Source organism: Synechocystis sp. PCC 7339 (assembly GCF_019924095.1).
GTDB lineage: Bacteria > Cyanobacteriota > Cyanobacteriia > Cyanobacteriales > Microcystaceae > Synechocystis.
Genome location: NZ_CP063659.1, coordinates 2,113,927 through 2,137,862, shown reverse-complemented (window position 1 = coordinate 2,137,862; position 23,936 = coordinate 2,113,927). Strand labels below are relative to the sequence as shown.

At 39.8% G+C, this 23,936-nt stretch carries 34 protein-coding genes; 31 read left to right on the top strand and 3 right to left on the bottom strand.

Annotated features, from left to right (window positions below; translation table 11 throughout):
- Positions 1–16: 16 nt before the first annotated feature.
- The 30 genes from tyrS (at position 17) to IQE94_RS10040 (ending at position 20,359) form a co-directional block, all read left to right on the top strand.
- Positions 17–1,234 carry a tyrosine--tRNA ligase gene (gene tyrS, locus IQE94_RS10180; protein WP_223341853.1) on the top strand — a complete coding sequence of 406 codons (1,218 nt, stop codon included), beginning with the start codon at positions 17–19 and terminating at the stop codon, positions 1,232–1,234.
- A 155-nt stretch (positions 1,235–1,389) separates the two neighbouring features.
- Positions 1,390–1,785: a single-stranded DNA-binding protein gene (locus IQE94_RS10175; protein ID WP_223341852.1), complete on the top strand. Its 396-nt coding sequence runs from the start codon at positions 1,390–1,392 to the stop codon at positions 1,783–1,785.
- Between the two features lie 97 nt (positions 1,786–1,882).
- The gene (locus IQE94_RS10170; RefSeq protein WP_223341851.1) at positions 1,883–2,410 is read left to right on the top strand and encodes a GIY-YIG nuclease family protein; all 528 of its coding nucleotides are present in this window, start codon (positions 1,883–1,885) and stop codon (positions 2,408–2,410) included.
- A 51-nt stretch (positions 2,411–2,461) separates the two neighbouring features.
- Positions 2,462–2,947, top strand: a complete 486-nt coding sequence (locus IQE94_RS10165) for a hypothetical protein (RefSeq protein WP_223341850.1) — start codon at positions 2,462–2,464, stop codon at positions 2,945–2,947.
- Positions 2,948–3,036: 89 nt separating this feature from the next.
- Positions 3,037–3,480 carry a DUF29 domain-containing protein gene (locus IQE94_RS10160; RefSeq protein ID WP_223341849.1) on the top strand — a complete coding sequence of 148 codons (444 nt, stop codon included), beginning with the start codon at positions 3,037–3,039 and terminating at the stop codon, positions 3,478–3,480.
- Positions 3,481–3,524: 44 nt separating this feature from the next.
- Positions 3,525–3,722 carry a hypothetical protein gene (locus IQE94_RS10155; RefSeq protein ID WP_223341848.1) on the top strand — a complete coding sequence of 66 codons (198 nt, stop codon included), beginning with the start codon at positions 3,525–3,527 and terminating at the stop codon, positions 3,720–3,722.
- Positions 3,723–3,779: 57 nt separating this feature from the next.
- Positions 3,780–4,043 carry a type II toxin-antitoxin system Phd/YefM family antitoxin gene (locus tag IQE94_RS10150; protein ID WP_162328172.1) on the top strand — a complete coding sequence of 88 codons (264 nt, stop codon included), beginning with the start codon at positions 3,780–3,782 and terminating at the stop codon, positions 4,041–4,043.
- Positions 4,040–4,300, top strand: a complete 261-nt coding sequence (locus IQE94_RS10145) for a Txe/YoeB family addiction module toxin (RefSeq protein WP_212717977.1) — start codon at positions 4,040–4,042, stop codon at positions 4,298–4,300. The genes IQE94_RS10150 and IQE94_RS10145 overlap by 4 nt, the downstream gene beginning before the upstream one ends.
- A gap of 104 nt (positions 4,301–4,404) precedes the next feature.
- On the top strand, positions 4,405–4,686 hold the full coding sequence (locus tag IQE94_RS18645; protein WP_255611278.1) for an ATP-binding cassette domain-containing protein: 282 nt from the start codon (positions 4,405–4,407) through the stop codon (positions 4,684–4,686).
- Entirely contained in the window at positions 4,683–5,711 is a 1,029-nt protein-coding gene (locus IQE94_RS10140) for an ABC transporter ATP-binding protein (protein WP_255611277.1), read from the top strand. Before IQE94_RS18645 ends, IQE94_RS10140 begins: the two co-directional genes overlap by 4 nt.
- Positions 5,698–6,387, top strand: a complete 690-nt coding sequence (locus tag IQE94_RS10135) for a class I SAM-dependent methyltransferase (RefSeq protein WP_223341847.1) — start codon at positions 5,698–5,700, stop codon at positions 6,385–6,387. Before IQE94_RS10140 ends, IQE94_RS10135 begins: the two co-directional genes overlap by 14 nt.
- A complete protein-coding gene (locus tag IQE94_RS10130; RefSeq protein WP_223341846.1) occupies positions 6,344–7,120 on the top strand; it encodes a hypothetical protein in 777 nt (258 codons plus the stop codon). Before IQE94_RS10135 ends, IQE94_RS10130 begins: the two co-directional genes overlap by 44 nt.
- Positions 7,121–7,414: 294 nt before the next feature.
- Positions 7,415–8,383: a transposase gene (locus tag IQE94_RS10125; RefSeq protein WP_223341845.1), complete on the top strand. Its 969-nt coding sequence runs from the start codon at positions 7,415–7,417 to the stop codon at positions 8,381–8,383.
- A 141-nt stretch (positions 8,384–8,524) separates the two neighbouring features.
- On the top strand, positions 8,525–9,052 hold the full coding sequence (locus tag IQE94_RS10120) for a glycosyltransferase (protein ID WP_223341844.1): 528 nt from the start codon (positions 8,525–8,527) through the stop codon (positions 9,050–9,052).
- 46 nt (positions 9,053–9,098) lie between these two features.
- A complete protein-coding gene (locus IQE94_RS10115; RefSeq protein ID WP_212717968.1) occupies positions 9,099–9,326 on the top strand; it encodes a DUF4160 domain-containing protein in 228 nt (75 codons plus the stop codon).
- Between the two features lie 19 nt (positions 9,327–9,345).
- Positions 9,346–9,591 carry a DUF2442 domain-containing protein gene (locus IQE94_RS10110; protein ID WP_249213947.1) on the top strand — a complete coding sequence of 82 codons (246 nt, stop codon included), beginning with the start codon at positions 9,346–9,348 and terminating at the stop codon, positions 9,589–9,591.
- Between the two features lie 90 nt (positions 9,592–9,681).
- On the top strand, positions 9,682–10,533 hold the full coding sequence (locus tag IQE94_RS10105; RefSeq protein WP_223341843.1) for a methyltransferase, TIGR04325 family: 852 nt from the start codon (positions 9,682–9,684) through the stop codon (positions 10,531–10,533).
- Positions 10,523–11,254, top strand: a complete 732-nt coding sequence (locus IQE94_RS10100) for a class I SAM-dependent methyltransferase (protein ID WP_223341842.1) — start codon at positions 10,523–10,525, stop codon at positions 11,252–11,254. Before IQE94_RS10105 ends, IQE94_RS10100 begins: the two co-directional genes overlap by 11 nt.
- Positions 11,247–12,251 (top strand): NAD(P)-dependent oxidoreductase, encoded by a 1,005-nt coding sequence (locus IQE94_RS10095; protein ID WP_223341841.1) that lies wholly within the window; start codon positions 11,247–11,249, stop codon positions 12,249–12,251. The genes IQE94_RS10100 and IQE94_RS10095 overlap by 8 nt, the downstream gene beginning before the upstream one ends.
- A gap of 5 nt (positions 12,252–12,256) precedes the next feature.
- Positions 12,257–13,342 (top strand): DegT/DnrJ/EryC1/StrS aminotransferase family protein, encoded by a 1,086-nt coding sequence (locus IQE94_RS10090; RefSeq protein ID WP_223341840.1) that lies wholly within the window; start codon positions 12,257–12,259, stop codon positions 13,340–13,342.
- Positions 13,332–14,306: a hypothetical protein gene (locus tag IQE94_RS10085; protein WP_223341839.1), complete on the top strand. Its 975-nt coding sequence runs from the start codon at positions 13,332–13,334 to the stop codon at positions 14,304–14,306. Before IQE94_RS10090 ends, IQE94_RS10085 begins: the two co-directional genes overlap by 11 nt.
- A 47-nt stretch (positions 14,307–14,353) precedes the next feature.
- Complete coding sequence (locus IQE94_RS10080; protein WP_223341838.1) at positions 14,354–15,067, top strand: FkbM family methyltransferase; 714 nt, start codon at positions 14,354–14,356, stop codon at positions 15,065–15,067.
- Positions 15,068–15,087: 20 nt separating this feature from the next.
- A complete protein-coding gene (locus IQE94_RS10075; protein ID WP_212717952.1) occupies positions 15,088–15,957 on the top strand; it encodes a glycosyltransferase family 2 protein in 870 nt (289 codons plus the stop codon).
- An 11-nt stretch (positions 15,958–15,968) separates the two neighbouring features.
- A complete protein-coding gene (locus IQE94_RS10070; protein WP_212717950.1) occupies positions 15,969–16,847 on the top strand; it encodes a glycosyltransferase family 2 protein in 879 nt (292 codons plus the stop codon).
- Between the two features lies 1 nt (position 16,848).
- Entirely contained in the window at positions 16,849–17,799 is a 951-nt protein-coding gene (locus tag IQE94_RS10065) for a glycosyltransferase (RefSeq protein ID WP_212717948.1), read from the top strand.
- Between the two features lie 432 nt (positions 17,800–18,231).
- Positions 18,232–18,546 (top strand): hypothetical protein, encoded by a 315-nt coding sequence (locus tag IQE94_RS10060; protein ID WP_223341837.1) that lies wholly within the window; start codon positions 18,232–18,234, stop codon positions 18,544–18,546.
- A 250-nt stretch (positions 18,547–18,796) separates the two neighbouring features.
- Entirely contained in the window at positions 18,797–19,024 is a 228-nt protein-coding gene (locus IQE94_RS10055) for a hypothetical protein (protein WP_212717944.1), read from the top strand.
- Positions 19,021–19,368: a type II toxin-antitoxin system VapC family toxin gene (locus IQE94_RS10050; RefSeq protein ID WP_223341836.1), complete on the top strand. Its 348-nt coding sequence runs from the start codon at positions 19,021–19,023 to the stop codon at positions 19,366–19,368. The genes IQE94_RS10055 and IQE94_RS10050 overlap by 4 nt, the downstream gene beginning before the upstream one ends.
- A 263-nt stretch (positions 19,369–19,631) precedes the next feature.
- The gene (locus tag IQE94_RS10045; protein WP_212717940.1) at positions 19,632–20,084 is read left to right on the top strand and encodes a DUF29 domain-containing protein; all 453 of its coding nucleotides are present in this window, start codon (positions 19,632–19,634) and stop codon (positions 20,082–20,084) included.
- A gap of 68 nt (positions 20,085–20,152) precedes the next feature.
- Positions 20,153–20,359 carry a hypothetical protein gene (locus IQE94_RS10040; protein WP_212717938.1) on the top strand — a complete coding sequence of 69 codons (207 nt, stop codon included), beginning with the start codon at positions 20,153–20,155 and terminating at the stop codon, positions 20,357–20,359.
- A gap of 21 nt (positions 20,360–20,380) precedes the next feature.
- Here the strand turns inward: IQE94_RS10040 and IQE94_RS10035 are convergent, their stop codons facing one another.
- The 3 genes from IQE94_RS10035 to IQE94_RS10025 form a co-directional block, all read right to left on the bottom strand.
- On the bottom strand, positions 20,381–21,310 hold the full coding sequence (locus IQE94_RS10035; RefSeq protein WP_223341835.1) for a glycosyltransferase family 2 protein: 930 nt from the start codon (positions 21,308–21,310) through the stop codon (positions 20,381–20,383).
- 80 nt (positions 21,311–21,390) lie between these two features.
- On the bottom strand, positions 21,391–22,374 hold the full coding sequence (gene hemB, locus IQE94_RS10030) for a porphobilinogen synthase (protein WP_212717935.1): 984 nt from the start codon (positions 22,372–22,374) through the stop codon (positions 21,391–21,393).
- Positions 22,375–22,591: 217 nt separating this feature from the next.
- Positions 22,592–22,690, bottom strand: coding sequence for a cytochrome B6 (locus IQE94_RS10025; protein ID WP_190599803.1), 99 nt, complete (start codon positions 22,688–22,690; stop codon positions 22,592–22,594).
- A gap of 81 nt (positions 22,691–22,771) precedes the next feature.
- Between IQE94_RS10025 and aroB the strand changes: the two genes are divergently transcribed.
- Positions 22,772–23,857, top strand: a complete 1,086-nt coding sequence (gene aroB / locus IQE94_RS10020) for a 3-dehydroquinate synthase (RefSeq protein ID WP_223341834.1) — start codon at positions 22,772–22,774, stop codon at positions 23,855–23,857.
- The last annotated feature ends 79 nt before the right edge of the window (positions 23,858–23,936 follow it).

The window sequence follows — 23,936 nt, the reverse complement described above, 5'->3', positions numbered from 1 at the left end:
TTTTATTGTGTGATTTATGGCTGTAAATTCTGAACCCGATTGGCTCTGGCGGGGGACGGCGGAAATTTTTCCCCATAATGCTGATTCCCCCAACTCCTTGGAAAATTTGGGGGTTTTAATCCAGGGCGATCGCCCTTTACGGGTGAAGTTGGGTATTGATCCCACGGGCACCGATATCCATCTGGGCCATAGCATTCCCTTTCGCAAATTGCGGGCCTTTCAGGATGCGGGCCACACGGCGGTGGTGATTATTGGCGATTTCACGGCCCAAATTGGCGATCCGACTGGAAAATCGGAGGTGCGAAAACAGTTAACGGTGGAACAAGTTAAAGCCAATGCAGAGAGTTACCTGGCTCAGTTAAAACCAATTCTGGATTTTGATACCCCCGGAAGACTGGAAATCCGCTACAACTCGGAATGGTTGAGTAATTTAGACCTGGGTAGGATTTTAGAACTGCTCTCAACTATGACGGTGGGGCAAATGTTGGCCAAGGAAGGGTTTGCGGAACGTTTCCAAAAGGAAAATCCCATCTTTTTACATGAGTTTCTTTACCCGTTAATGCAGGGTTATGACTCCGTCGCTGTACATGCGGATGTGGAACTGGGGGGTACCGACCAAAAGTTTAATATTGCAGTGGGTCGGGATTTACAAAGGCATTTTGGCCTGACGCCCCAGTTCGGTTTGCTGTTACCAATTTTGCTGGGGACAGACGGACAACAAAAAATGTCTAAGTCCCTGAACAATTATGTGGGCTTACAGGAAGACGCATTGTCCATGTATTCCAAGCTGGAAAAGACGCCCGATCGCCTATTAGGGGGATATTTTGAGTTGCTTACAAACCTAAATTTGGGTGAATTACCAGATAATCCCAGGCAGTGCCAAAAGCTTCTAGCGAGGGAAGTTACCACCCAATTCCATGGGGCGAAAGCGGCGATCGCCGCCCAGGAAACAGCGGAGGCCATTGTTACCCAAGGGAAAGCAGGCAATACGGACAGTGTGCCGGAATTTTGCCTAGGGGAAGTTGCCTTTCCGGTTAAATTGGCCTATCTCCTTAGTGCCACTGACCTGTGCCCCAGTAGCAGTGAAGGTCGGCGTCAAATTAAGGGAGGAGCAGTGCGTTTAGATGGCGATCGCCAGTCAGATGTTAACCAGGAATACCAACAACCGGAAGATTTGGACGGCAAAGTACTCCAGGTGGGCAAGAAAAAATTTATTCGCTTCACAGTAAATTAGTAATTAAAATAGTAGATTGTGACTACTCTCTCCGTCGGCGATCGAGGTAGAATTGGGCCGAGCTGACTTCACTGGTCAATTCTGCCCATTCCTGTCCCGATTCATCCAGATTCAACCAATTACTGCCCAACCGTAGAATTTAGGTCATCGCCCCCATGAACAGTTTTGTTTTAATGGCCACCGTCATTCGGGAGCCGGAATTACGCTTTACCAAAGAAAATCAAACCCCTGTCTGTGAATTCCTAGTGGAGTTCCCCGGTATGAGGGATGATTCCCCCAAGGAAAGTTTGAAAGTGGTTGGTTGGGGAAATTTGGCCAACACCATTAAAGAAACCTACCACCCAGGCGATCGCCTAATTATCGAGGGGCGCTTGGGTATGAACACAGTGGAGCGGCAGGAAGGCTTTAAGGAAAAACGGGCCGAGCTGACTGCCTCCCGCATTAGTTTGGTAGATAGCGGCAACGCCACTGCGCCTGGGCCATTCCCCCCTCCCTCAGATGAATTTGAACCCGTCGATGTCAACGGCGGTGCTGACGATATTCCCTTTTAACAAAAATGTTGCGGAATTCTCCTTCCTCCCTTGCAGGGAAATAGTTCACGTTAGCTATTCTCAATTAGATTTTTTCGTTAAACCTGAAATTTCCACAATGGCGGATTCCCTTCCCGATTTAGTCGATCTCAAACCCTTACCGTTTCTAACTGAGGCGGGGGAAATTGATCCAAGCTACGAAAAACGTATTGGGGTTTACGCCATTTTTGACCAGGATCAGACCCTGCAGTACGTGGGCTATTCCCGTAATCTAGCCATTAGCCTACTGCAACATTTGGTGCGCCAACCGGAGCATTGCCATGGTCTCAAAGTACACACCATCGACCGCCCCGATCGCCAACTGTTGGTTCAAATTCAAGATCATTGGTTAACTGGAGAAAATCCCCCTGGAAATGGTGAGAGTCAGAAACTTTGGGCTGAATCCATCAATGTCCTGGATTATTGGACTCCGGAGGAAGCCGCCGCCGTTGCCAAAAGTGAACCGGGGGATACTCCCAAGCTCCTGAAAAAAATTGCCCGTAGGCTAGAGGCAGAGGTGTTGGCCAAACTCGAAGCCAGGGGAGTGGCGCAACAAATTCGCTTCAATCCCAAGCTGAAAGAACAAGGGCTGTTGGACGTCACCTAGGATTCCCCCATAGCCGTCCACTAAAATAAAGAAGATCCAAGAATTGCTCCCATGGGGCTAAATTTCCTGGGGTTATTGCCCTCAACGGTGTTGACCCTGTTGTTAATCGCCATTGCGTTTTTGAGGTTCTATGACCAAACCGACTTTATTGCGTTTTTGAGGTTCTATGACCAAACCGACTTTGAATTCCTCGGACTCGTTGCCAACCCCCGAGGGTGGAGCAATGGACTCACCGTGGCGGCCCTCCTGGCTACATTGGCTAATTTCGGCGTTGAGTGGAACCGTCGAAATCGAGAAACAAACCGCTTGGCTCAAGAAGAGCAACGCAGAGCGGAAGATCTTACACGAGCAGAGGATGAAAGAGCTGAGGAAAAGCAACGCCGAGCTAGAGCAGAAGAATATACGACTCGCCGCACTAGAATCGAAACTCGATGCCATATTGCCGAAATCCAGTTTCAGCTTGACCCCTCCGAATCCCACCGACGAAGCTTAAGGACTCCCTTAGCGGTGTTGGCGGAATATGGAGATTTGTTTTAGCTTTTGCAGTGGCGGCCCGTTTGGAGTCGGAAATTGTGCCGGCGATAATGTTCTAAATAGGTCAAGCTAGGATTTAACCACAAATACTGATGGTCGATACCAAAATGGATCAATTATACGAACAAGACTACAGCCAATGGGCGGAAACCATGGCCGATTTACTCGAATCAGGTAAGTTTACAGAACTTGATATCGAAAATTTGGTGGAGGAGGTGCGGGATTTGTCCAAGCGGGAAAGGGATCACCTGTTGAGTAGTTTGCGGTTGATTATCCATTATTTACTGAAGTGGGATCATCAACCCCAACGGCGATCACGCAGTTGGCTAGGAACGATTGAGCGGGAAAGGGCTAATATTGCTCTCTACTTACAGGATAGTCCCAGTTTAAAGCGTTATTTGGTTGATGATTCTCTAATCAAAATTTATCCGACCGCCCGGGCCGATGGGTTCAAGGAAACGGGGTTGGAGTTTCCTGAATTTTGCCCTTATGGCATTGATGAAGTAATGAATCGTGGCATTTCTCTGGGTGACTGATCGCCGTAGCCGTTTCGTTGGATAAGCTAGAGGGGTATTGATTTTTGGTTGGGGCTTCTGTGTCGGACGTGATGATCCGGGTGGAAAATTTGGGCAAGAAGTACATAATTGACCACCAAGCAGAAGGGCGGTCTAATTATGTGGCGCTGCGGGATGTGCTGGCGGATGGTGCTAAGTCTCTGGTAAAGCAGTTTATGGGGCGGGGCAAAGGCGATCGCCAAAATAATTTCCCCCCTCTCTGATAGAGGAAATAGGATAAATTAAATAACAAAGTTAATCAATATTTACAAGGATTAAAAATGGAAACCATTAATTATCAACAATTCTCTGAAAAACTGCCCACTTTGGTAGAAAAGATAGGTAATGAGCAAGAGCCTCTCTGTCTAGAGCTTCCGAATTCTTTACGAGCTGTTATTATATCTGAGCAAGATTACCGTAGTTTGATGGAAACTGTTTATCTGTTGAGTAACCCTGTTAATGCTGAAAAGTTATTAACTGCCGCTAGTCGATCAATTGATCAAGCTACATCGTGGACAAAAGTAAAAAATGACTTAGGATTATGAAGGAAGTTGTTTTAGATCCGCAGGCAATTGAAGATATAAAGTGGTGGATTCAACAAGATAAAAAGTTAGCGTTAAAAATCATGGAATTAATTGAGACGCTACCAAAATCACCTTTTGCCGGCAAAGGAAAACCAGAAAAACTTCGTTTTAATTTGTCAGGTTTTTGGTCACGGCGCATTACTCAAGAGCATCGCCTAGTTTACGAAGTCACCGATGATTTCATTCGTGTTGTCAGTTGTCGTTATCATTACCGATAGCATTAATCGTATTTCGGTCAATCAAGTAACGGTTTGTGAAGGATGATCGCTGTTGTGGTTTTGTTGGGTAAGCTGATGGATGTCGGTTCTCGATTGGGATTTCTATGTCGGACGTGATGATCCGGGTGGAAAATTTAGGTAAGAAGTACATAATTGGCCACCAAGCAGAAGGGCGGTCTAATTATGTGGCGTTGCGGGATGTGTTGGCGGATGGGGCTAAGTCTCTGGTGAAGCAGTTTACGGGGCGAGGAGGTCAACGGCCAACCCAGGAAGAGTTTTGGGCGTTGAAGGATGTGTCGTTTGAGGTGAAGCGGGGGGAATGCGTTGGCATCATTGGCCGCAATGGGGCGGGGAAATCGACGGGGCGGGGAAATCGACGTTGTTGAAAATTCTCAGTCGCATTACGGAGCCGACCACGGGAAGGGTTGAACTCCATGGCCGGGTGGCAAGTTTGCTGGAGGTGGGAACGGGCTTCCATCCTGAACTGACGGGGCGGGAAAATATTTATCTGAATGGGGCAATCTTAGGGATGACTCGGCGGGAAATCAAAGCTAAGTTTGACGAAATTGTGGATTTTGCGGAGGTGGAAAAGTTTCTTGATACCCCAGTAAAACGCTATTCGTCGGGGATGTATGTGCGCTTGGCGTTTGCGGTGGCGGCCCATTTAGAGCCGGAGATTTTGGTGGTGGATGAAGTGTTGGCGGTGGGAGATGCGGCGTTTCAAAAAAAGTGTTTGGGAAAGATGGGAGAGGTGAGCGAAAAGGAAGGAAGAACGGTTTTATTTGTTAGTCATAATATGGCAGCTGTCAGTGCAATTTGTGAGAAAGGTTGTCTGATATCAGAGGGAAATTTAATTAGTACTGGAGAGATCAGGAAAATTATTGATGAATATTTAAACTGCACGCTATCGTCAACAAGCATCCCCATCATAAAACGCCAAGACAGAAAAGGTAATGGACAAGTAAGGCTTACTAGTATAGAAATCAGTAATTCCAATGGTGGATCAAGAATTTTTTGTGATGACTCCATAAATATCCTTTTAGAATATAAAGCAGAAAAATCATTTAAAAATATGACTTTTGCAATAGGAATTTTCGACTTGTCAAATGTTGAAATTTATTTTATAGATAGTAGCTCTAATAGCCTGTTGCCAACATTTTTTCCAGAAAAAGGAAAAATCAAATGCTCTTTAGGTCCAATTAATATATCTCCTGGCGAATGCTATGTGAACGTTGCAATAATTAAAGGTGAAGTCCAAACAAGTGGTGATATTGTTGATTATATTCAAAATGCAGCTACTTTCACTATTGAGGATAAAAAATGTTACGGCTATCAGACAATACCACCTCGTAGTTGGTCAATGTGTCTCGTTTCTCATCAATGGAGTAGTGAAAGCAATGGAAAAATATGATGGATACTATAAATACGACTCTGACGTAGCAAAAACCTATGAATCGTCTAGAGAAAGTGAAAAGCACTGGAAACAAGAAAATGAATTTGTCAAAAACTATTTAGAAAACAAAAATGTAAAAAATTTACTAGATATTCCCGTTGGGACAGGACGCTTTTTTCCATATTATCAATCTGTAAATAGCATTACAGGGGTTGATATTTCGGAAGGTATGCTTGAAGAAGCAAAAAGAAAAATAGCATTTGGTGAATTTTCCTCTTCCATGTCAGTGCATCTAGAAATAGGAGATATTTTTAATTTAAGGTTTGATGATTTTTATTTTGATGTCGCTATTGTTTTTAGACTCATGCATTTAATTCCTACACCGTTACTTAGTTCTGCCATAAAGGAACTATGTCGAGTTGTTAATAAACAAGTGGTTTTGCAAACTTACAATCCACCAAATAAAATTGAAATTTTCAAGAAAAAATTAACAAATTTTTTGTGTCACAAGCCTGTGATTACAAATATAACAAAGGATGAGGATCAACCATGGTCTCATATAAGGGCTTTTTATCATAAGAAATTATTGGTTAATAACGAATTTAAAAAAAATGGCTTTCTAATTTCTCATTATCAACATTTGAGTGACTATGGAGGGTGTCAAGTTGGGGTTACTATCTATTCGAGAAAGTAATAATAGTATTCTTTTTAAAATATTTAATAAAGTAACGGAAAAGACAATTTTAGTTCCTATCAATAAATGCCGTCACTATTGTGGCTTTAAATATGCATCTAATTCTCTTAATCCTTATGAAAATTATATTTTTGGACTACATCAGAAAATCCCTAAAGATGTTCTGCGAAAAAAATTCCAGGATTTTTTGATTTTTTATAGGCCACAAAGTTTTGGAGACCTACTAAATATTAAAACATCTCGCCATATCCCCCTATGGATATATCCCTGGCATAAAACCACAGTTTTTGACCCACAAAATGGATGGATTCAAGATATTAATAATGTTCCTGATATTATCACCCATTTTTGCGAAAAAGGTATCAAAAAATCAAAAATAGAACAGGAATTTCTTTGGCTTGAAAACGCTTATCAATCAATATCTAAGCATGGATATCAACCCAAAAATCACTCATTCATTCAAGTTTTTGAAATAAGAAAAGACAACCAAAATGTTTTTATCGTCAAAGATGGAAATCATCGACTTAGTGCTCTTTCTGCTCTTGGTCAAAAGAACGTTTTGGTCAAAAAGTCTTTGCTGGAAAGTGTAGATACAAAAAATATAGAAGGGTGGGAGCAAATTAAAGCAGGAAACTATACAAAGCAAGATGCTATACTTCTCTGTGATTCTTACATTAATGGAGTTAATACAGTGAAGCCATCATTTAAACCAGCACAGCTCCTCAATTGTTGAGAACTCACAAAATAAAGTAGTGTAAGATAAGTTTTGAAAGTTTAAAGGCTACTCAATCCAGAATTAGTAAAGGAATTAAAAAAAGGACATAAATCCTATCATGTTAACCATGCTTTTGCACCAAAAATTTTAGAAAATATCAATCATCCAACTATTAAAAAAAACGACTTTTCTTTTGTTGGCTCTATCGTAAAAACATCAAATTATCCAGAAGTGTTGAAAAACAGGTAAAGGAAGAAAAAAGGGGGATAAAATGGATAAGTTACCCCCCCCAACAAGTAAATATCACCTACTATGCTAGACTCTCTGAAAAAAATAATCAAGCCCATCCTGCATTTATTACCAAGTACTGATTACGCAGTTTTGAATTCCAGATTGCTTTTTGAAATATGGCTTACGTTTATCTTAGACCGTTCTTTAACGAGCATGAGGGACTTATTCTATAAATTAAACAATAGTGGGATAGATTTACATATTTCAACCTTTTCTAAGGCCTGTAAATCCCGCAGAGAAAACTATTTTTATAGGATTTACTACCATTTAGTTAACCAATTAACTCAAAAGAACACTGTAATCAAACAAGCACTATTACCCATTGACTCTACTGTTATAGAGCTGACAAGCAAATTATTCTGGGCGAAAAAACACTACCAAGTAAAGCTACTAACCGGGATTAACCTTGAAAGTAATAACACTGTCGATTTTTTGATTAACTTTGGTCAAGCTCATGACGCAAAATTTCTAGAACAAGTCAGCACTCTTATCCCTGATAACACAGTAGGCATAATGGATAGAGGCTTTGTAAGCTGGGACTTCATCGAAGAAATGTGTGAATTTCAAACTCTGTTTATTGTCCGAACTAAAAACAATATGAAAACCCAGTTTGACCATGAGCGTTTTAGGGTAGTTTGTTTTTGTAGTTTGGAAGACAATAGTGAATATCATTTAGCCACAAATGTTAAGACAATGACTGATGCTGAAATTGCTGAAGCCTATCGTTGTCGGTGGCAAATAGAATTATTGTGGAAATTTTTAAAATCGCACCTCAAACTAGATGAATTAATCACCAAAAGTCATAATGGAGTGACGATGCAAATCATAATGTCCCTTATTTCTTATCTTCTGTTGCAACTGTTAGAAATACCTAAAATTTATGGAGAAAAATTAATTGATAAGCTTCGATGGTTACAATTTATACTGGGCAGATATTTTTCTTTTGTCCATTTGAGGTACGACTTTCTACCTGAGATCTTGTTTTCTTAAATGTTAAGTTTTATATCAACTTTCAACATTTCTGCAAATTATCATATCGAAAGTGAAATTTTTTTGGAAAAATTAATTAGAGAAACAAATTTAGAAATTTAGTCTGATGTTTCTTCGTCTTCATTACTCAATCGGCGTTTATTGCCAATCAAACAGTTTATTTATGATTTTTTTCAACCCTGGAAAAATAATTCATTTTTATATAAAATCTTACTTGATTTACCCAAACTTAAAAATTTTCTAAAATTAAGTACTCGTCCAAGCCTTAATGACTTTATTTCTCCATCCATTGTATCCAGAACTCATCCTGCGGTGTATGGTCTTAGTATGTATCAACAACTTGCTAATTCTAAGGTTACTTTTAATAACCATATCAATATTTCATCACAATCTGCATCTAACATGCGTTTATTTGAAGCCACAGGTGTTGGAGCCTGTTTAGTGACTGATTGGAAAAGTAATCTCACTGAGTTGTTTGAACCAGATTTTGAAATTGTAACCTATCGTAATGTTGATGAATGTATCGAAAAAGTAAAATGGCTACTAGAAAATAATGAAGCTTGTCAAGGTATTGCTAAAGCAGGGCAACAACGAACATTAAAAGATCATACCTTTGCCCAAAGGGCCATTCAATTAGATAAAATAATTAGACAAGCTTTATCTAACTAAAAAACGATCAAACTGTCAATTACTTTGTTCTAAGGTGGAAATAAATATGCCTCGTATTGCTTTCTTTTTTGGAATTTCCATCTATATGTATATGGATGATCATGGTGTTCCCCACTGTCACGCCATATATGGAGACTATGCTGGTTCGTTTTCCATTGAAAGTGGCGAATGTCTCGCAGGACAAATGCCACCTACCCAAACGAAAAAAATCAAAAGCTTTATACTAAATAATCAAGCCGAGTTATTGGAGAAATGGAATGAGCTTTCAGGTTAGAACCCCGTGGTTAAAAGTTGTGTCTGTCACCCCTTTGCATAATTACCGACTAAAAATTCTATTTGAAAACTCCAGTGAGAAAATTTTAAACTTATCGTCCCTAATTACAACACGAGATTGTTACTGGCGACTCAGAAATAATAGATATTTTCAGCAAGTTGCTATTGATCCACTGGGAGGATTGTATTGGCCGGAGGGCGAAGATTTAGCTCCTGATGGGTTGGATCGTTACCTGGAAAGGGCGAACTCAGAAGAATTTACGTAAAAAGAATTCAATTATGATGAAATAATCAAAAAATTCTATCAGCCTAAAAAAATACAATCTTTAAAAGACATACTCATTTTTTAACAATAAATGGATTCTCAAAAATCAAGTTTTTCCTCAAAAGTAAAATTATTAGCTAAAGAGCTAATGCCGCCATTGATTTGGAAAGCATTAAAAAAGCTAAGCTCATCTGAGCAGTATGGTTTTTTTGGTGATTATGCCTCTTGGAATGCAGCATTAGAAAATTCTGATGGTTATGATGCGACTTTAATTCTTGATAAAGTGAAAGAATCAATGTTGAAGGTGAAGAATGGAGAAGCTGTCTACGCTAGAGATTCATTTATTTTAGAGAAAAAAAAATACTCTTTTCCAATTCTCGCAACTTTATTAAAAATCATTTATGAAAATAATGGCCGTCTGAATATTTTAGATTTTGGAGGGGCACTCGGATGTCATTATTATCAATATAGAGACTTTTTATATGATCTAAATTTAAAAGAGCTTAAATGGAATGTTGTTGAACAGAAAAACTTTGTTGAATGTGGGCAAACCTTTTTTGGAAATGAAGAACTAAAGTTTTATTTTGATATAGATACTTGTTTGAAACAGGAAAAGCCTAATGTTATTTTGCTTTCCGGTGTTATTCAGTGTTTAGAAAAACCCTATGAATTTATTGAAACTTTGATAAACAAACATAAATTTTCCTATATTTTAATTGATAGGCTAGCTTTAATTAATGGTTATGATGATAGACTGACCATTCAAAAAATACCGCCAGAAATTTATAACGCTAGTTATCCTTCTTGGTTTTTCAGTGAAGCTAAATTTTTGGATTACTTTCAAGAAAAATATGATTTAATCTTTGAATTTCAAGGTGATGATAAAGTAAATATTTTATCAGAATTTAAAGGTTTTATTTTCAAGAAAAAGAATGAAAATTAAATTCAAACAACTATTTGAAAGAGAGCAATTCTATCCCAGCTTATTGGGGTTATTTATTAATCCCTTTTATTTTGCAAGAAAAGGACTTGCTGAAAATATTCATGATTTTAGTCCGTTTGTCACAGGGAAAATATTAGATGTTGGTTGTGGGAGTAAACCCTATCAAAAGCTTTTTAATGTGTCCGAATATATTGGGCTAGAAATAGACTCAGAAGACAACCGAAAAAATAAAAAAGCAGATTATTTTTATCAAGGTGATAATTTCCCTTTTATAGATGAAGAATTTGATTCGGTTATTAGCAACGAAGTCTTAGAACATATCTTTAATCCTGATATATTTCTTTCCGAAGTCAATCGAGTTTTAAAACCTCAAGGAATTTTATTGATAACCGTTCCATTCGTCTGGGATGAACATGAACAACCCTATGACTATGCCCGTTATTCTTCCTTTGGGCTAAAACATCTACTTAAAAAGCATGGGTTTAAAATTTTAGAATACCGTAAAAGCATGAATGATATTAGAATAATTTTTCAGTTGATCAATGCTTATTTATATAAAAAGACGGTAACTTCAAATCAATATGTTAACCTAATAACTACCATATCATTAATGTCTCCCTTTAATATACTAGGTGAATTACTATCGAAGATTCTTCCTAAAAATGATGATCTATATTTAGATAGCATTATCCTTGCTCAAAAAGAAAAAATTTATGAATGACTTTACTCAGTTTGCTGGCAAAAAGATTTTGATCACAGGTGGGGTGGGGTTTATTGGTTCTGCTCTTGCGAGAAAGCTCGTTGATCTTAATGCCAAGATTACCCTCGTCGATAGCCTCATTCCCCAATATGGTGGGAATCTCTTCAATATTCACGATATCAAAGATCAAGTTACCCTAAATATTACTGATGTTCGTGATCCCCATGCGATCGCCTATTTAGTGCAAGGGCAAGACTTTCTTTTTAACTTAGCAGGACAAACCAGTCATCTTGATTCCATGGTTGATCCCCAAACCGACCTAAATATTAATGCTTCTGCCCAACTATCTATTCTGGAAGCCTGCCGCAAACATAACCCCGACATAACCATTGTCTTTGCCAGCACTCGACAACTTTATGGCAAACCTCAGTATTTACCCGTTGACGAAAATCATTCCATTCATCCTGTTGATGTTAATGGCATCAATAAACTGGCTGGGGAATGGTATCACTTGCTTTACAATGACATTTACCATATTCGTTCTTGTGCGCTGCGTCTAACCAACACCTACGGTCCCGGAATGCGAGTCAAAGATGCTCGACAAACCTTCCTCGGAATTTGGATTCGTAAATTAATCGAAGGACAACCAATTCAGGTCTTTGGAGACGGTAGTCAACTCAGAGATTTTAACTACGTCGATGATGTGGTCGAAGCGCTATTGCTATCTGCGATTCACCCTAGGGCCGATGGAGAAATTTTTAACCTCGGTAGCTCAGAATATATTAACCTTAATGACTTAGCTGCATTAATGGTGAAAATCTTTCAAGCAGGTTCTTACGAATTAATCCCCTTTCCTCCAGAACGTAAAAAAATTGACATTGGCGATTATTACAGTGACTATCGCAAAATTCATCAGGCTTTAGATTGGCAACCTAAAATAAGCTTGAAAAAAGGATTAGAAAACACCATAGAATATTATCGTCAAAACCATCATCAATATTGGGAGGTGGAAGCATGATTCCCATGAACGACTTTGCTGCCGAACCAGAAGCCCTTATTCAACAAGAAATAAAAGCCGTTGAAAAAGTCCTTCGCTCTGGCTGGTATGTTTTAGGGCCCGAAGTTAAAAACTTTGAAAAATTATGGGCTGAACGTTGTCAAGTTCCCCATGTAGTTGGAGTCGCCAATGGCATGGAAGCGCTAGAAATTGGTTTACTAAGCTTAAATCTTCAGCCCCAAGATGAAATAATCACGACCTCCATGACTGCCTTTGCCACGGTTCTCGCCATTGTTCGAGCGGGTGCAGTGCCAGTATTGGCAGATATTGATCCTCAGACAGGCTTGTTAGACCCCAACAGTGTAGAACGGTGTATTAGCTCTAAAACTAAAGCTATTTTATTAGTTCATCTTTATGGCCAAATTCGTCAAATGGATCGGTGGCAATCCCTTTGCCAAAACTACAACATCTTACTACTAGAAGATTGTGCCCAATGTCATCTAGCTACATGGAAAGGTCAAGCCGCAGGTAGTTTTGGACTCTGGGGTGCTTATAGCTTTTATCCCACCAAAAATCTAGGGGCGATCGGAGATGCCGGGGCGTTAGTAACCAGTGATGAGGCGATCGCCCAAAGTGCGATTATCCTACGCAATTATGGACAAAGTGAACGTTATCATCACCCTGAATTGGGTTTAAATAGTCGATTAGATGAATTACAAGCCGTGTTACTCTCAGTGCGTTTAAAATGGTTAGATGATTTTACTCACAGAAGACGGGAAATCGCTAAACGCTATTTTCAGGAAATTTCTAATCCCAAAATCACACTATTGACTAGGCCTAAATCAGAAGAAAACCATGTTTATCATCTTTTTGTAATCACAACTCAAGATCGAAATTTTTTATCCAGTTATTTAGAAAAAAACCAAATTAATACGTTGATTCATTATCCTATCCCTATTCATTATCAAAAACCCTGCTTACAAATTAAAACAGATTCTCAAGGCTTAAAAAAAGTTGAATCCCATGCCGATACTTGTCTATCAATTTCCTGTCATCCCCAAATGAGTGATCAACAAGTTTCTCAAGTAATTGAGGCTATTAATGGATACTAATCAACAAACAATAGAGAATTTTTGTACATTATTTGATCATAAATTTTTACCAATGGGAATGAGTCTACATCAGTCTTTATTGACCCATGCCCAATCCTTTCATTTATGGATTGTTTGCATGGATGAATTGGTAGAAGAACAACTTAAAATTTTAGCATTACCACAAGTAAGCCTAATTCCATTAAAAGAAATAGAAACGACAGAATTGTTAGCTATTAAAGCTGAAAGAAGTAGAGGGGAATACTGTTGGACAATAACCCCCTTCACTTTCACCGCAGTTTTTGAACGGCGACCTGACATAGAAAGAGTAACTTATCTTGATGCTGATCTCTATTTTTTTAGAAATCCACAGGTTATTTTTAAGGAATTTGAAGAAAGTGATAGAGATGTTTTGCTCACAGAACACGGCTATGCACCAGAATATGATCAAACGTTACTATATGGAAAATTTTGTGTCCAATTTCTAACCATAAAAAATAATATTAGCGGGAATAAAATCATTCAATGGTGGAAAAATAAATGCTTAGAATGCTGTTCTAGTTCTTTAATAGATGGAAAATTTGGCGATCAAAAATATCTAGATGTTTGGCCTGTTCTTTTTCCTGAAAATATTTGGATATTACAGCAAAAGGAAAATACCCTTGCCCCATGGAATGTCACTTATTTTAAAAAATATTTAGGTTGCCAATTCTCTCCAGTTTTCTATCATTTTCATAGCCTAAGAATTATTAACCCTCGAATTATTCTTTTATTCTATGGCTATAAAATAGCTAGTGATTTTATTCCATTTTACGAAAATTACACCAAGAGTTTAATTAAAAGTCTACAGATAATGAAAAGATCAAGTATTTCAATAGATGATATTGGATTTGAAAGCTTCTTTAATAATTGGTCGATAAAACAATGGATTAAATACTTGATTAATAGAAAGATAAGATTTAGAATCTTGCCTAATTTTAACTAGTCTTTGTTGCTAGAGAAATTTTATAAAATTTATATGGAAGCAAAAGAATGAAAAATTTACTTGCAAAAACTATTCTCAAGATATTAAAAACAACTACAATTTATGATCCAGAAATCGCACTGACAAGTGCGTTAGGTCGCTGTGTTAGCCGAAAAACTAAAATTAACACAGTCATTGATATCGGTGCATCTAATGGTTGCTGGTCAGCCACTGCTAAAAAGTATTTTTCCACAGCATTTTACCACCTAATAGAAGCTAATCCTTGTCATGCTCAATCTTTGGAAAACCTCAAAACAAAATGGAAAAACTATGATTATACTTTAGCCGCAGCGGGAGATACCGTCGGCGAAATTTATTTCAATGGCAGTGATCCCTTTGGTGGCCTTGCTTCCCATACTCAGTCAGATGACACTAACTTAAAAGTTCCCGTTGTAACAATTGATAGTATTGTTGAAAAACATAGACTCAACCCTCCTTACTTACTTAAACTGGACACCCACGGATTTGAAGTTCCTATTTTTGAAGGAGCAGAAAAAACTTTAGAAAATACAAGCTTAATTATTGTTGAAACTTATAATTTTGATATTAATCCCCAGAGTTTACGCTTTCCGCAAATGTGTCAGTTTCTAGAAAAAAAAGGCTTTCGTTGTATTGATATTTGCGATCCCTTATTTCGTAATCAAGATAAAGCTTTGTGGCAATTTGACTTATTTTTTATCCCTACATCGAGTCAATACTTTCAGGATAATAGCTGGCACTGACGTTATAAACAATAAATACTATGCCCGAATCAATTCCTAAAATTAGTATTGTTACCCCTTCCTTTAATCAAGGAGAATTCCTAGAGGAAACTATTTTATCTGTTCTCTCCCAAAACTATCCCAATCTTGAATATATTATTATTGATGGGGGGTCTAGCGATAATAGCATTGAAATTATTCGTAAATACCAAGACCAGCTAGCATATTGGGTTAGTGAGCCAGATGCAGGACAATATGAAGCCATCAATAATGGTTTTGCAAAAACAACAGGGGAGATTATGGCCTGGATTAATTCCGATGACAAATATATGCCTTGGTGTTTTCAGCTAGTGAGTGAAATTTTTCAAGAGCTTCCCGAAGTAGAATGGCTCACAACGCTATTTCCTTTTGTTTGGGATGAAAAAGGACGACCAATGCGCTGCTTTTCAAGGGGGGGCTACAATCAACAAGGATTTTTAAAGGGAGACAACTTGCCAGATCAATGTATTCAACAAGAATCTGTTTTTTGGCGACGCACACTTTGGGAAAAAACAAATAGAGCTTTAAATTGCTCTTACAACCTAGCCGCTGACTTTGAATTGTGGAATAGATTTTTTCAAAAAGCCGATCTTTATAGTGTTCAATTTCCATTGGGAGGTTTTCGCTTACATGGCAATCAAAAATCATTATTGTATCGTCAACAGTATATCAAGGAAGCAAATGAAGCATTGGCTGGCGTTAATGGATATTACCCTAATAATTTTGAAATCTTTATTCGTTTAATTTTCAATAAATACATTACGATGCCTTATCCAATTCGACGTCTTCTTGTTAAACTGAAACTCAAAAAGCCTAATAAAATTTGTACTTATAGTCAGCAAGAAAAAAAATGGTATGTTGACTTAATTTAATTAATCTTAAGATGCAAAATAGTTCTTCATCTGTTTTTATTATTATCCCAGTTTACAACCGTAGGGAAATTACCTTGAAATGTTTAAATATACTTAAGGGTAATGGTGATTTAGATAAATATCATGTTGTTGTTGTTGATGATGGATCAATCGATGGCACCAGCCAGGCTATTGCTGAAAAATATCCCCAAATTATTATTCTCCAAGGAGATGGCAATCTTTGGTGGGCAGGCGCAATTAGAATGGGAATGGAATATGCCTGTAAAAAAGGTGCAGAGTACATTATTTGGCTAAATGATGATTGTTTTCCCAAACAAGGGACTATTAACACGCTGCTTTTTTTGTGCAATCAAAATCATAATCTAATGATTGGTTCACAATGCATTGACCCTGAAACTACCGAGCCTAGTTATGCAGGTATCTCCACAAAAAGAAAATTTTTTAAAACACTCAATTGTCCACCTAAATCAGTCATAAAATGCGATGCATTAAACGGAAATTTAGTATGTTTTCATAAAAAGATTGTAGATAAAATTGGTTATCCAGATAGTCAAAAATTACCTCATCACCTGGCAGATTTTGTTTATACGAACAATGCCTTTAAAAAAAACTTTGAGCTTGTTATTCATGGAGATGCTATTTCATTCTGTTCTAAAAATCCGATAAATGTATCATGGCTATATTCTAAAAAATCTTTTAAAGAGCATTGGCAAGGACTATTCTTAAAAAAATCGCCATCATACTGGAAAATACAAGTGACAGCTTATCGGTTAGTATTTGGAAATATTGGGATATTATATTATTTTTATCATGGTTTTTTAAAATTTTTAATTATTTACTTTATACTGAGACCATTGCCTGTAAACATTAAAAGAATTTTGAAGTCATAGCATGAAATATATTAAAGATAAAGCAAGCACTATAAAAGTTGGGGCATACATAACTAGTTACAAAGATACTTGTTGTACGCAAAAAATTATTGGCTCCCTTTTATTGCAGTCTCATAAAATAGATTTTGTATTTATAGTTGACAACTCTCCCAGTGATTTAAAGCTAGTCGTACCAGTTAATCATACTATTAAGTATTGTCCTGAAAATATTGGTGTGGCAGGAGGATTAAATATTGCAATCCAGTGGTTTTTAAATAAAAAATATGATTTTCTTTGGATATTTGATCAAGATAGTCTTCCTGAGTTTGACACATTAAAAATTTTGCTAAAAGAATTTGATTATCTTCAATCATCAAAAATACCCGTTGGAATAATTTCTCCTGCTATTGTTGATGTTCAGACTAAAAGCTTATTACTTTGTGGATACCGAACACCATTTAAATTAAACTGGCAGAATCCAAATCAGGATTATTTTTATAGAGAAAAACTTTATCAGTGTGATGTTGTTATTACTTCCGGCTCCTTAATTAATCTCCAAGCTGCTAAAAATATCCCTCTTCCTAATCCCGATTTATTCATTGACGGTGTGGACTGGGAATACTGCCTCAACATGAAAAAACATGGTTATCACGTCTGCGTTAGTGAAAAAACTACCATGCAACATAACTTTGGTACCTACTTAACCCATCTGAATCAAAATCATCCCATTTATATCTATTCTTCTCTCCGTTACTACTACATCAACCGTAATCATACCTACATCGAAACCCGTCTGTCCAATAACCCCTATTACAAAACCCTATCCTATCTCCATCGGCTCCAAAGTCTAATCAAAAAAATCGGCAAAATTATCATTTATGAACCTGATCAAAAACTGATCAAAATTTGGGCATCCTGCCTGGGCTTTTACCATGGCCTTATCGGCAAACTCGGCAAAACCTGGCTACCCTAGCCCCCATCGACTCTGCCTGTCCCAAGATTAAAATAGAACTGTTACCTTCCCTACCTATTCGTGGGTATTGAATAAACTCTGGTTAAAACCTTCCGTTAACTGCCAGTTATCCAACAACAAATAATGCTTTTAAACTTAAATAATTAAATAATGATAATGGAACCAGTCCAGCCCAAAACACGAGAGACAATTATACGAACATCGAGAAAGCAAAACGTCAAATTAATTGGAAGCCAAACAAAGCCAATCCTCATTTATTAAAACGGATTCGATTAAATCACCTCCCGGCCAACTCTACCATCAAAATCGATTATGGCTCCTGATGTTAACATCAGAGGGGATAGTAGAAACCGCATTCCCTCCTAGTAATCCATCCAATTACCTTAGCAATCCGGCCTTTAGTTACCTAGGCAAATTAGGGGAATTATTATCATGAATGAGCTATTAGAAATTTACATCGCTAGTTTGGACTATCCCAACGTCAGTGGCGCTGAACACCTAGAGCTATTAAATATTCGGGATCAAGTTGAAGAAATTGTTAACACATTTAGCACACGAGAAAAAAGAGAATTACGAGAAGAAGATAAAAAAATGTTAATTAATATGGCAACTATTTATCAAGAAATTTCTCGCTTTATTGATTTATCTAACTATCGAAGTGAGCATGGGATTTCCCCCCATCAATGGTGGTGGTATTTAGATGTTTTATCGTTTCTCCCTGACGATATTAGTTCCAACGTAGCCTGATCAAAAACTTCTTAAAATCTGGGCATCTTGTTTAGGTTTTTACCATGGCCTTATCGGCAAACTCGGCAAAACCTGGCTACCCTAGCCCCCATCAACCCTGCCTGACTCAGAGCTAAAATTGGACTGTCCCATTTTTGTCATCCCATGACCATCCCCCAAGAAGTCTGGCAAATCCTCGGCGAACTTTTCCAAGCCCAAAACAGTATATCCTGTTAGTCCTTCTCTAGTACACTCAAAACAAAATTGAACCATGCAACCTAAACACATTATTCTCGAAACCGATCAATTAGGAAACCTAAAAAATGTTCCTAAACTGCCCCCCAACAAAAAAATACAGGAAATTTTTCTTGTTCTTGATGATATTAATGAGTCAACTTTACTAGTCAACAGTACCCCTGCTAATTTAGTTGGGAAAGTACAAATACTGGGGGATATTTTCGATAGCGTCCCCGAAACAGATTGGGAAATATTGCAATGATAGTTCTGGATACCCACATTTGGCTCTGGTGGGTGAATGATGACCTCAATCAACTAGGAATCAAAAGAGTCGAGCTTTTGCAACAGACCATACCTTTGGCGGTCAGTGCTATCAGTTGCTTTGAAATCGCTTGGCTAGATCAGCATCAGCGGATTATCCTCCCCCAAAATAAAACAGATTGGTTTGACCAAGCCCTTGAGGGATCAAATATTTTACTTCTGCCGATTATCCCTAAGATTGCCCAAATAGCTGTTGAATTGCCAGAGCACCACCGTGATCCCCATGACCGTTTGATTATCGCCACTGCAATTTTCTATGATACCTACCTCATGTCGGCTGAATAAAAATTTCCGCAGTACTTAGAAATAAATAACAAATTGATATAGGGGGTGCATCCCACTTGGAGTAGTTCAAATTAATTAATTCGAGTCCTGTGTCTTCGATGTGCCTATCTCAAACGCTTTCATCACCGTGATTCAAATATATTATGCCAACAGAAACCTATTATCTTTATAGTTTCAAGAGGAGGAGAAATCTCCCAAGCTCGAATCACCCAAATTCAGCTCAAATGCTGTAACAACAACCAATAACTAATTTCCTAAAAACGATGATTTCTAACCCTTCTGTCCCCAACCTTTATGAAGACGATTATGTCGCTTGGTTAGATACTACCCTTAACCAACTTAAAAACCATGACATCGAACAGCTTGACTGGGACAATTTAACTGAAGAAATAGAAGCATTGGGACGGGAACAACGCCACAAAGTCGAAAGTTATTTACTCCGACTACTGATTCATTTACTGCTTTATCAATATTGGTACTCCGAAAAAGAATGGTCAGGGAAAGGTTGGGAAAAAGAAATTGATAACTTTCGCTTAGAACTGGATCTACTGCTAGAATCCAAAGTTCTCTTTAATCATCTCACGACAATTCTGGAGAAGGATTATCAAAAAGCCCGCAAAAGTGCCATTCGCAAATCAAAATTGTCCCCTGAAATATTTCCATTGACTTGTCCCTATACCCTAGAACAAATCCTCGATCCCGACTGGCTACCTTAACAATAGAGCTAATCGACAATGCCATACTCTGCAAATTTCCCCAACTCACCCAAGAGAAACTCCGCGCTATGTTTGATCTCGCCGAAATTAAACAAACCCGAGTGTATCAGGATGCGAAGCAAGAGGGAAAATTGGAAGGCAAATTGGAGGGAAGACTAGAAGGTAAGCTTGAAGCTGTCCCCCTCCTCTTCCAAGCCGGACTATCTCCAGAAAGGATCGCCCAAAAACTGAATTTGGACTTGGGTTTGATTGAAAAAGTTATTTCGTCCCATTAAAAACCCATTAAAAAGTTGATACTAGGGCAAAGAAAATAACCCTCTCAAAAAATACCATTTCACTGGACAAGACAACGACTTCAACTCCGGCAAATCAAACAATCCCATCACTTGTTGAAATTCCCGCCAGCGTCGCCGTCGCAATTGTCGCCACGCCCCCGCCAAAATATATTGATGGAAAAATGACCCTTTGCAAAACTCAATATCCTTTGCCGTCAAAATATTTAACTGCTCCAACTCCCCAAACAACTTCAGCAAAATATTCACCGTCTCTCTATGAAATGAACCCATGGTGAGTGCTTGGCCATGTACCCGATAGGCCACCGTGGCTTCCCGACAACAATACACTCCATACCGGGCAAGTAACCGCATCCACATTTCCAGATCACAGGGTTCCCGCCAGTCCGGATTGAAATAACCCACCTCCGTGAATAAGTCCCGTCTAATTACCATGGCCGGGAAACGGACAAACGAAGAATCGGAAAAAAGCCGTATTAATGCATCGTGGGGGGGCAAAAGTTTATCTTGTCTAAACCCTTGCCGCTTCATGACCCGTTCTTGGGCATCCACCACCAGGACCCCAAATAATAAAACTGGGTATTGGTTCCCTAACCCTTGCAACTTATTGACCAGCCGACCTAATCCCTGGGGTAAAAAAAAATCGTCGTCGTGGAGAACCATCACATACTGCCCCGTCGCCCATTGAATAGCCCGGTTCCAGTTTTGGGCCATGCCCAACGGTTGTTGATGGTGTTCGTAGCGCCAAGACAATGACCAATTTTTTAACACCTCAGCGGCGATCGCCTGCCCCCGGTCAGTGTCGGAATCATCGGTAATGACCACCTCTATATCAGTGCCATCCCCAATGGCGATCGACTCCAAACCCCGTCTGAGCCAACCAGGGCGGTTATAGGCAGGAATACAAACACTCAATAAGGGCTTTTTAGGCATTACTTTCCTTTCTCCTAGCCCGCCCCATCCATGGCCAAGCCGTTTGAAATTAGGATCGACCGATTATGGGGATTATCCCCTTAGCCCTGTAGCCAGCGGGCCGCATCCTTGGCGTGGTAGGTCAGAATTAGATCCGCCCCGGCCCGTTTAAAGCTGGTGAGGGTTTCCAGAGTTACTTTTTGCTCATCAATCCAACCGTTGAGGGCCGCCGCTTTCACCATGGAATATTCCCCAGAAACGTTATAGGCCGCCACTGGTAGATTGGTCATTTCCTTAATGCGCCAAATAATATCCATATAGGACAGAGCCGGTTTGACCATCACCATATCCGCTCCCTCGAGCAAATCTAATTCAACTTCTTTCAGGGCTTCCCGACTATTGCCTGGATCCATTTGGTAGGTCCGGCGATCGCCGAATTGGGGGGAGGAATCCGCCGCATCCCGGAAGGGGCCGTAATAGGCCGAGGCATACTTAGCTGCGTAGGAAAGAATGGGAATATTTTGGAAATCATGGTCATCCAAGGCTTCCCGAATGGCCTGGACAAAACCATCCATCATCCCCGAAGGAGCAATGATATCCGCCCCAGCATTGGCCTGGGACACAGCGGTTTTTTTCAACAATTCCAGGGTGGGATCGTTCAACACCCGGCCGGTTAAATCCCCCGTCTCCAGATAGCCACAGTGGCCATGGCTGGTATATTCACACAAACAAGTATCAACAATTACCACCAAATCTGGCACTGCTTTTTTCACCGCCTCCGTCGCCTTTTGGACAATGCCGCAATCATGCCAAGCTCCAGTGGCATCAGTATCCTTATCTTCAGGAATACCAAAGAGGATAATGGCGGGAATACCCAAATCCCGTACTTCCTTCGCTTCATCGACAATTTTGTCCACCGATAATTGGTACACCCCCGGCATGGATACCACTTCTTTGGCTACACTGCTACCGGGAACGGCAAACAGGGGGTAGATCAAATCATTAACGGTGAGGGTATTTTCCCTGACCATGCGGCGGAGAACATCGTTTTGGCGCAGACGGCGGGGACGGGTGGTGGGAAACATAATGGTGCCTAAATATTTTGCTTAATGTAGTTTTTTTAAAATTTTTAGAGTAAAAGCCTGGCCCTAGCGATTAATTAACGTTGCTAGTTGACCAATTTTTGCCCCCTAAACCAACCCACTAACGCGACTGCAATGCTGGGGGACTTTTCCCTAGTTTCCCCCCCAGTTGGGGGGCGGGGGGCTTGTAAAACACTCTCTCAGTTAACTTGAAGATGGATTAGATCAGCTTGACAAACCGCAGGCCGTAGAGGAGACCAAGGGCGACCCCGGTAAAAACAGCAATATAACCAATGAAAATGCCAACACCAGCGGCCATAATTTTGTTCCTCGCTTTGATAAAAACGTTGTAATTGTTTGCTATTGTACGATCCAGCGCCACCGATTGAACCAGCAACTTATGGCCACCACCATCCCCGTTCCCCTGCCCCAGTCCCCTTATCAAGTACAGATTGCGCCGGGAGGATTGGCGGAAATTGCGAGCCACTTGGCTCCCCTCGGTTTGGGCCAAAAAATTATGGTGGTATCCAACCCGGAAATTTATGACCACTACGGTGAAGTTGTCATTCAAGCTTTACAAAGGGCGGGCTATGAGGTTTTTCAGCATTTAATTCCCGCCGGGGAAACCCACAAAACCCTGGCTTCCATTAATGAGCTTTACGATGTCGCTTTCCAAGCCAATTTGGAACGCAATTCCACCCTGCTGGCCCTGGGGGGCGGCGTCATTGGTGACATGACCGGGTTTGGGGCGGCTACATGGCTCCGGGGTATTAATTTTGTCCAGGTACCCACTTCTTTGCTGGCCATGGTGGATGCTTCCATTGGCGGTAAAACGGGGGTGAACCATCCCCAGGGGAAAAATTTAATTGGGGCTTTTTACCAGCCCCGCTTGGTGTACATTGACCCCACCGTGTTAAAAACCCTGCCGGAACGGGAATTTCGAGCGGGTATGGCGGAAGTGATTAAATACGGCGTGATTTGGGACCCAGAATTATTTACAGCCTTAGAAGAAGCAAACGATTTATCGAGCATCGATCACCTGGCCCCGGCATTGCTAACCCAAATTATCCAACGCTCTTGCCAGGCAAAAGTGGATGTGGTCAGCCAAGATGAGAAGGAAGCAGGGCTACGGGCCATCCTCAACTACGGCCATACCGTCGGCCATGGGGTAGAAAGTTTAACGGGTTACGGAGTGATTAACCATGGGGAAGCGGTGGCCATTGGCATGGAAGCGGCGGCCAAAATTGCCCATTACCTGGAACTGTGCGACCAAGACCTCGGCGATCGCCAACGGCAACTATTGCTCAAAACTAAATTACCCACGGAGATACCCCCATCCCTGGCGGTGGAAGATTTGCTGGCTAGTTTACTGCACGACAAAAAGGTCAAAGCTGGTAAAGTTCGCTTTATTCTCCCCACGGCGATCGGGCAGGTGATCATGAGTGATGCGGTCACGGGGGAAGTCATCAAGGCTACTGTGCTGTAATTTCTTCTACGCTCTAGTAAGTGATACTATTTTTTCCCATTCCCCAACGATCCGTTGAGGCAAATTTTTCCATTGAGGA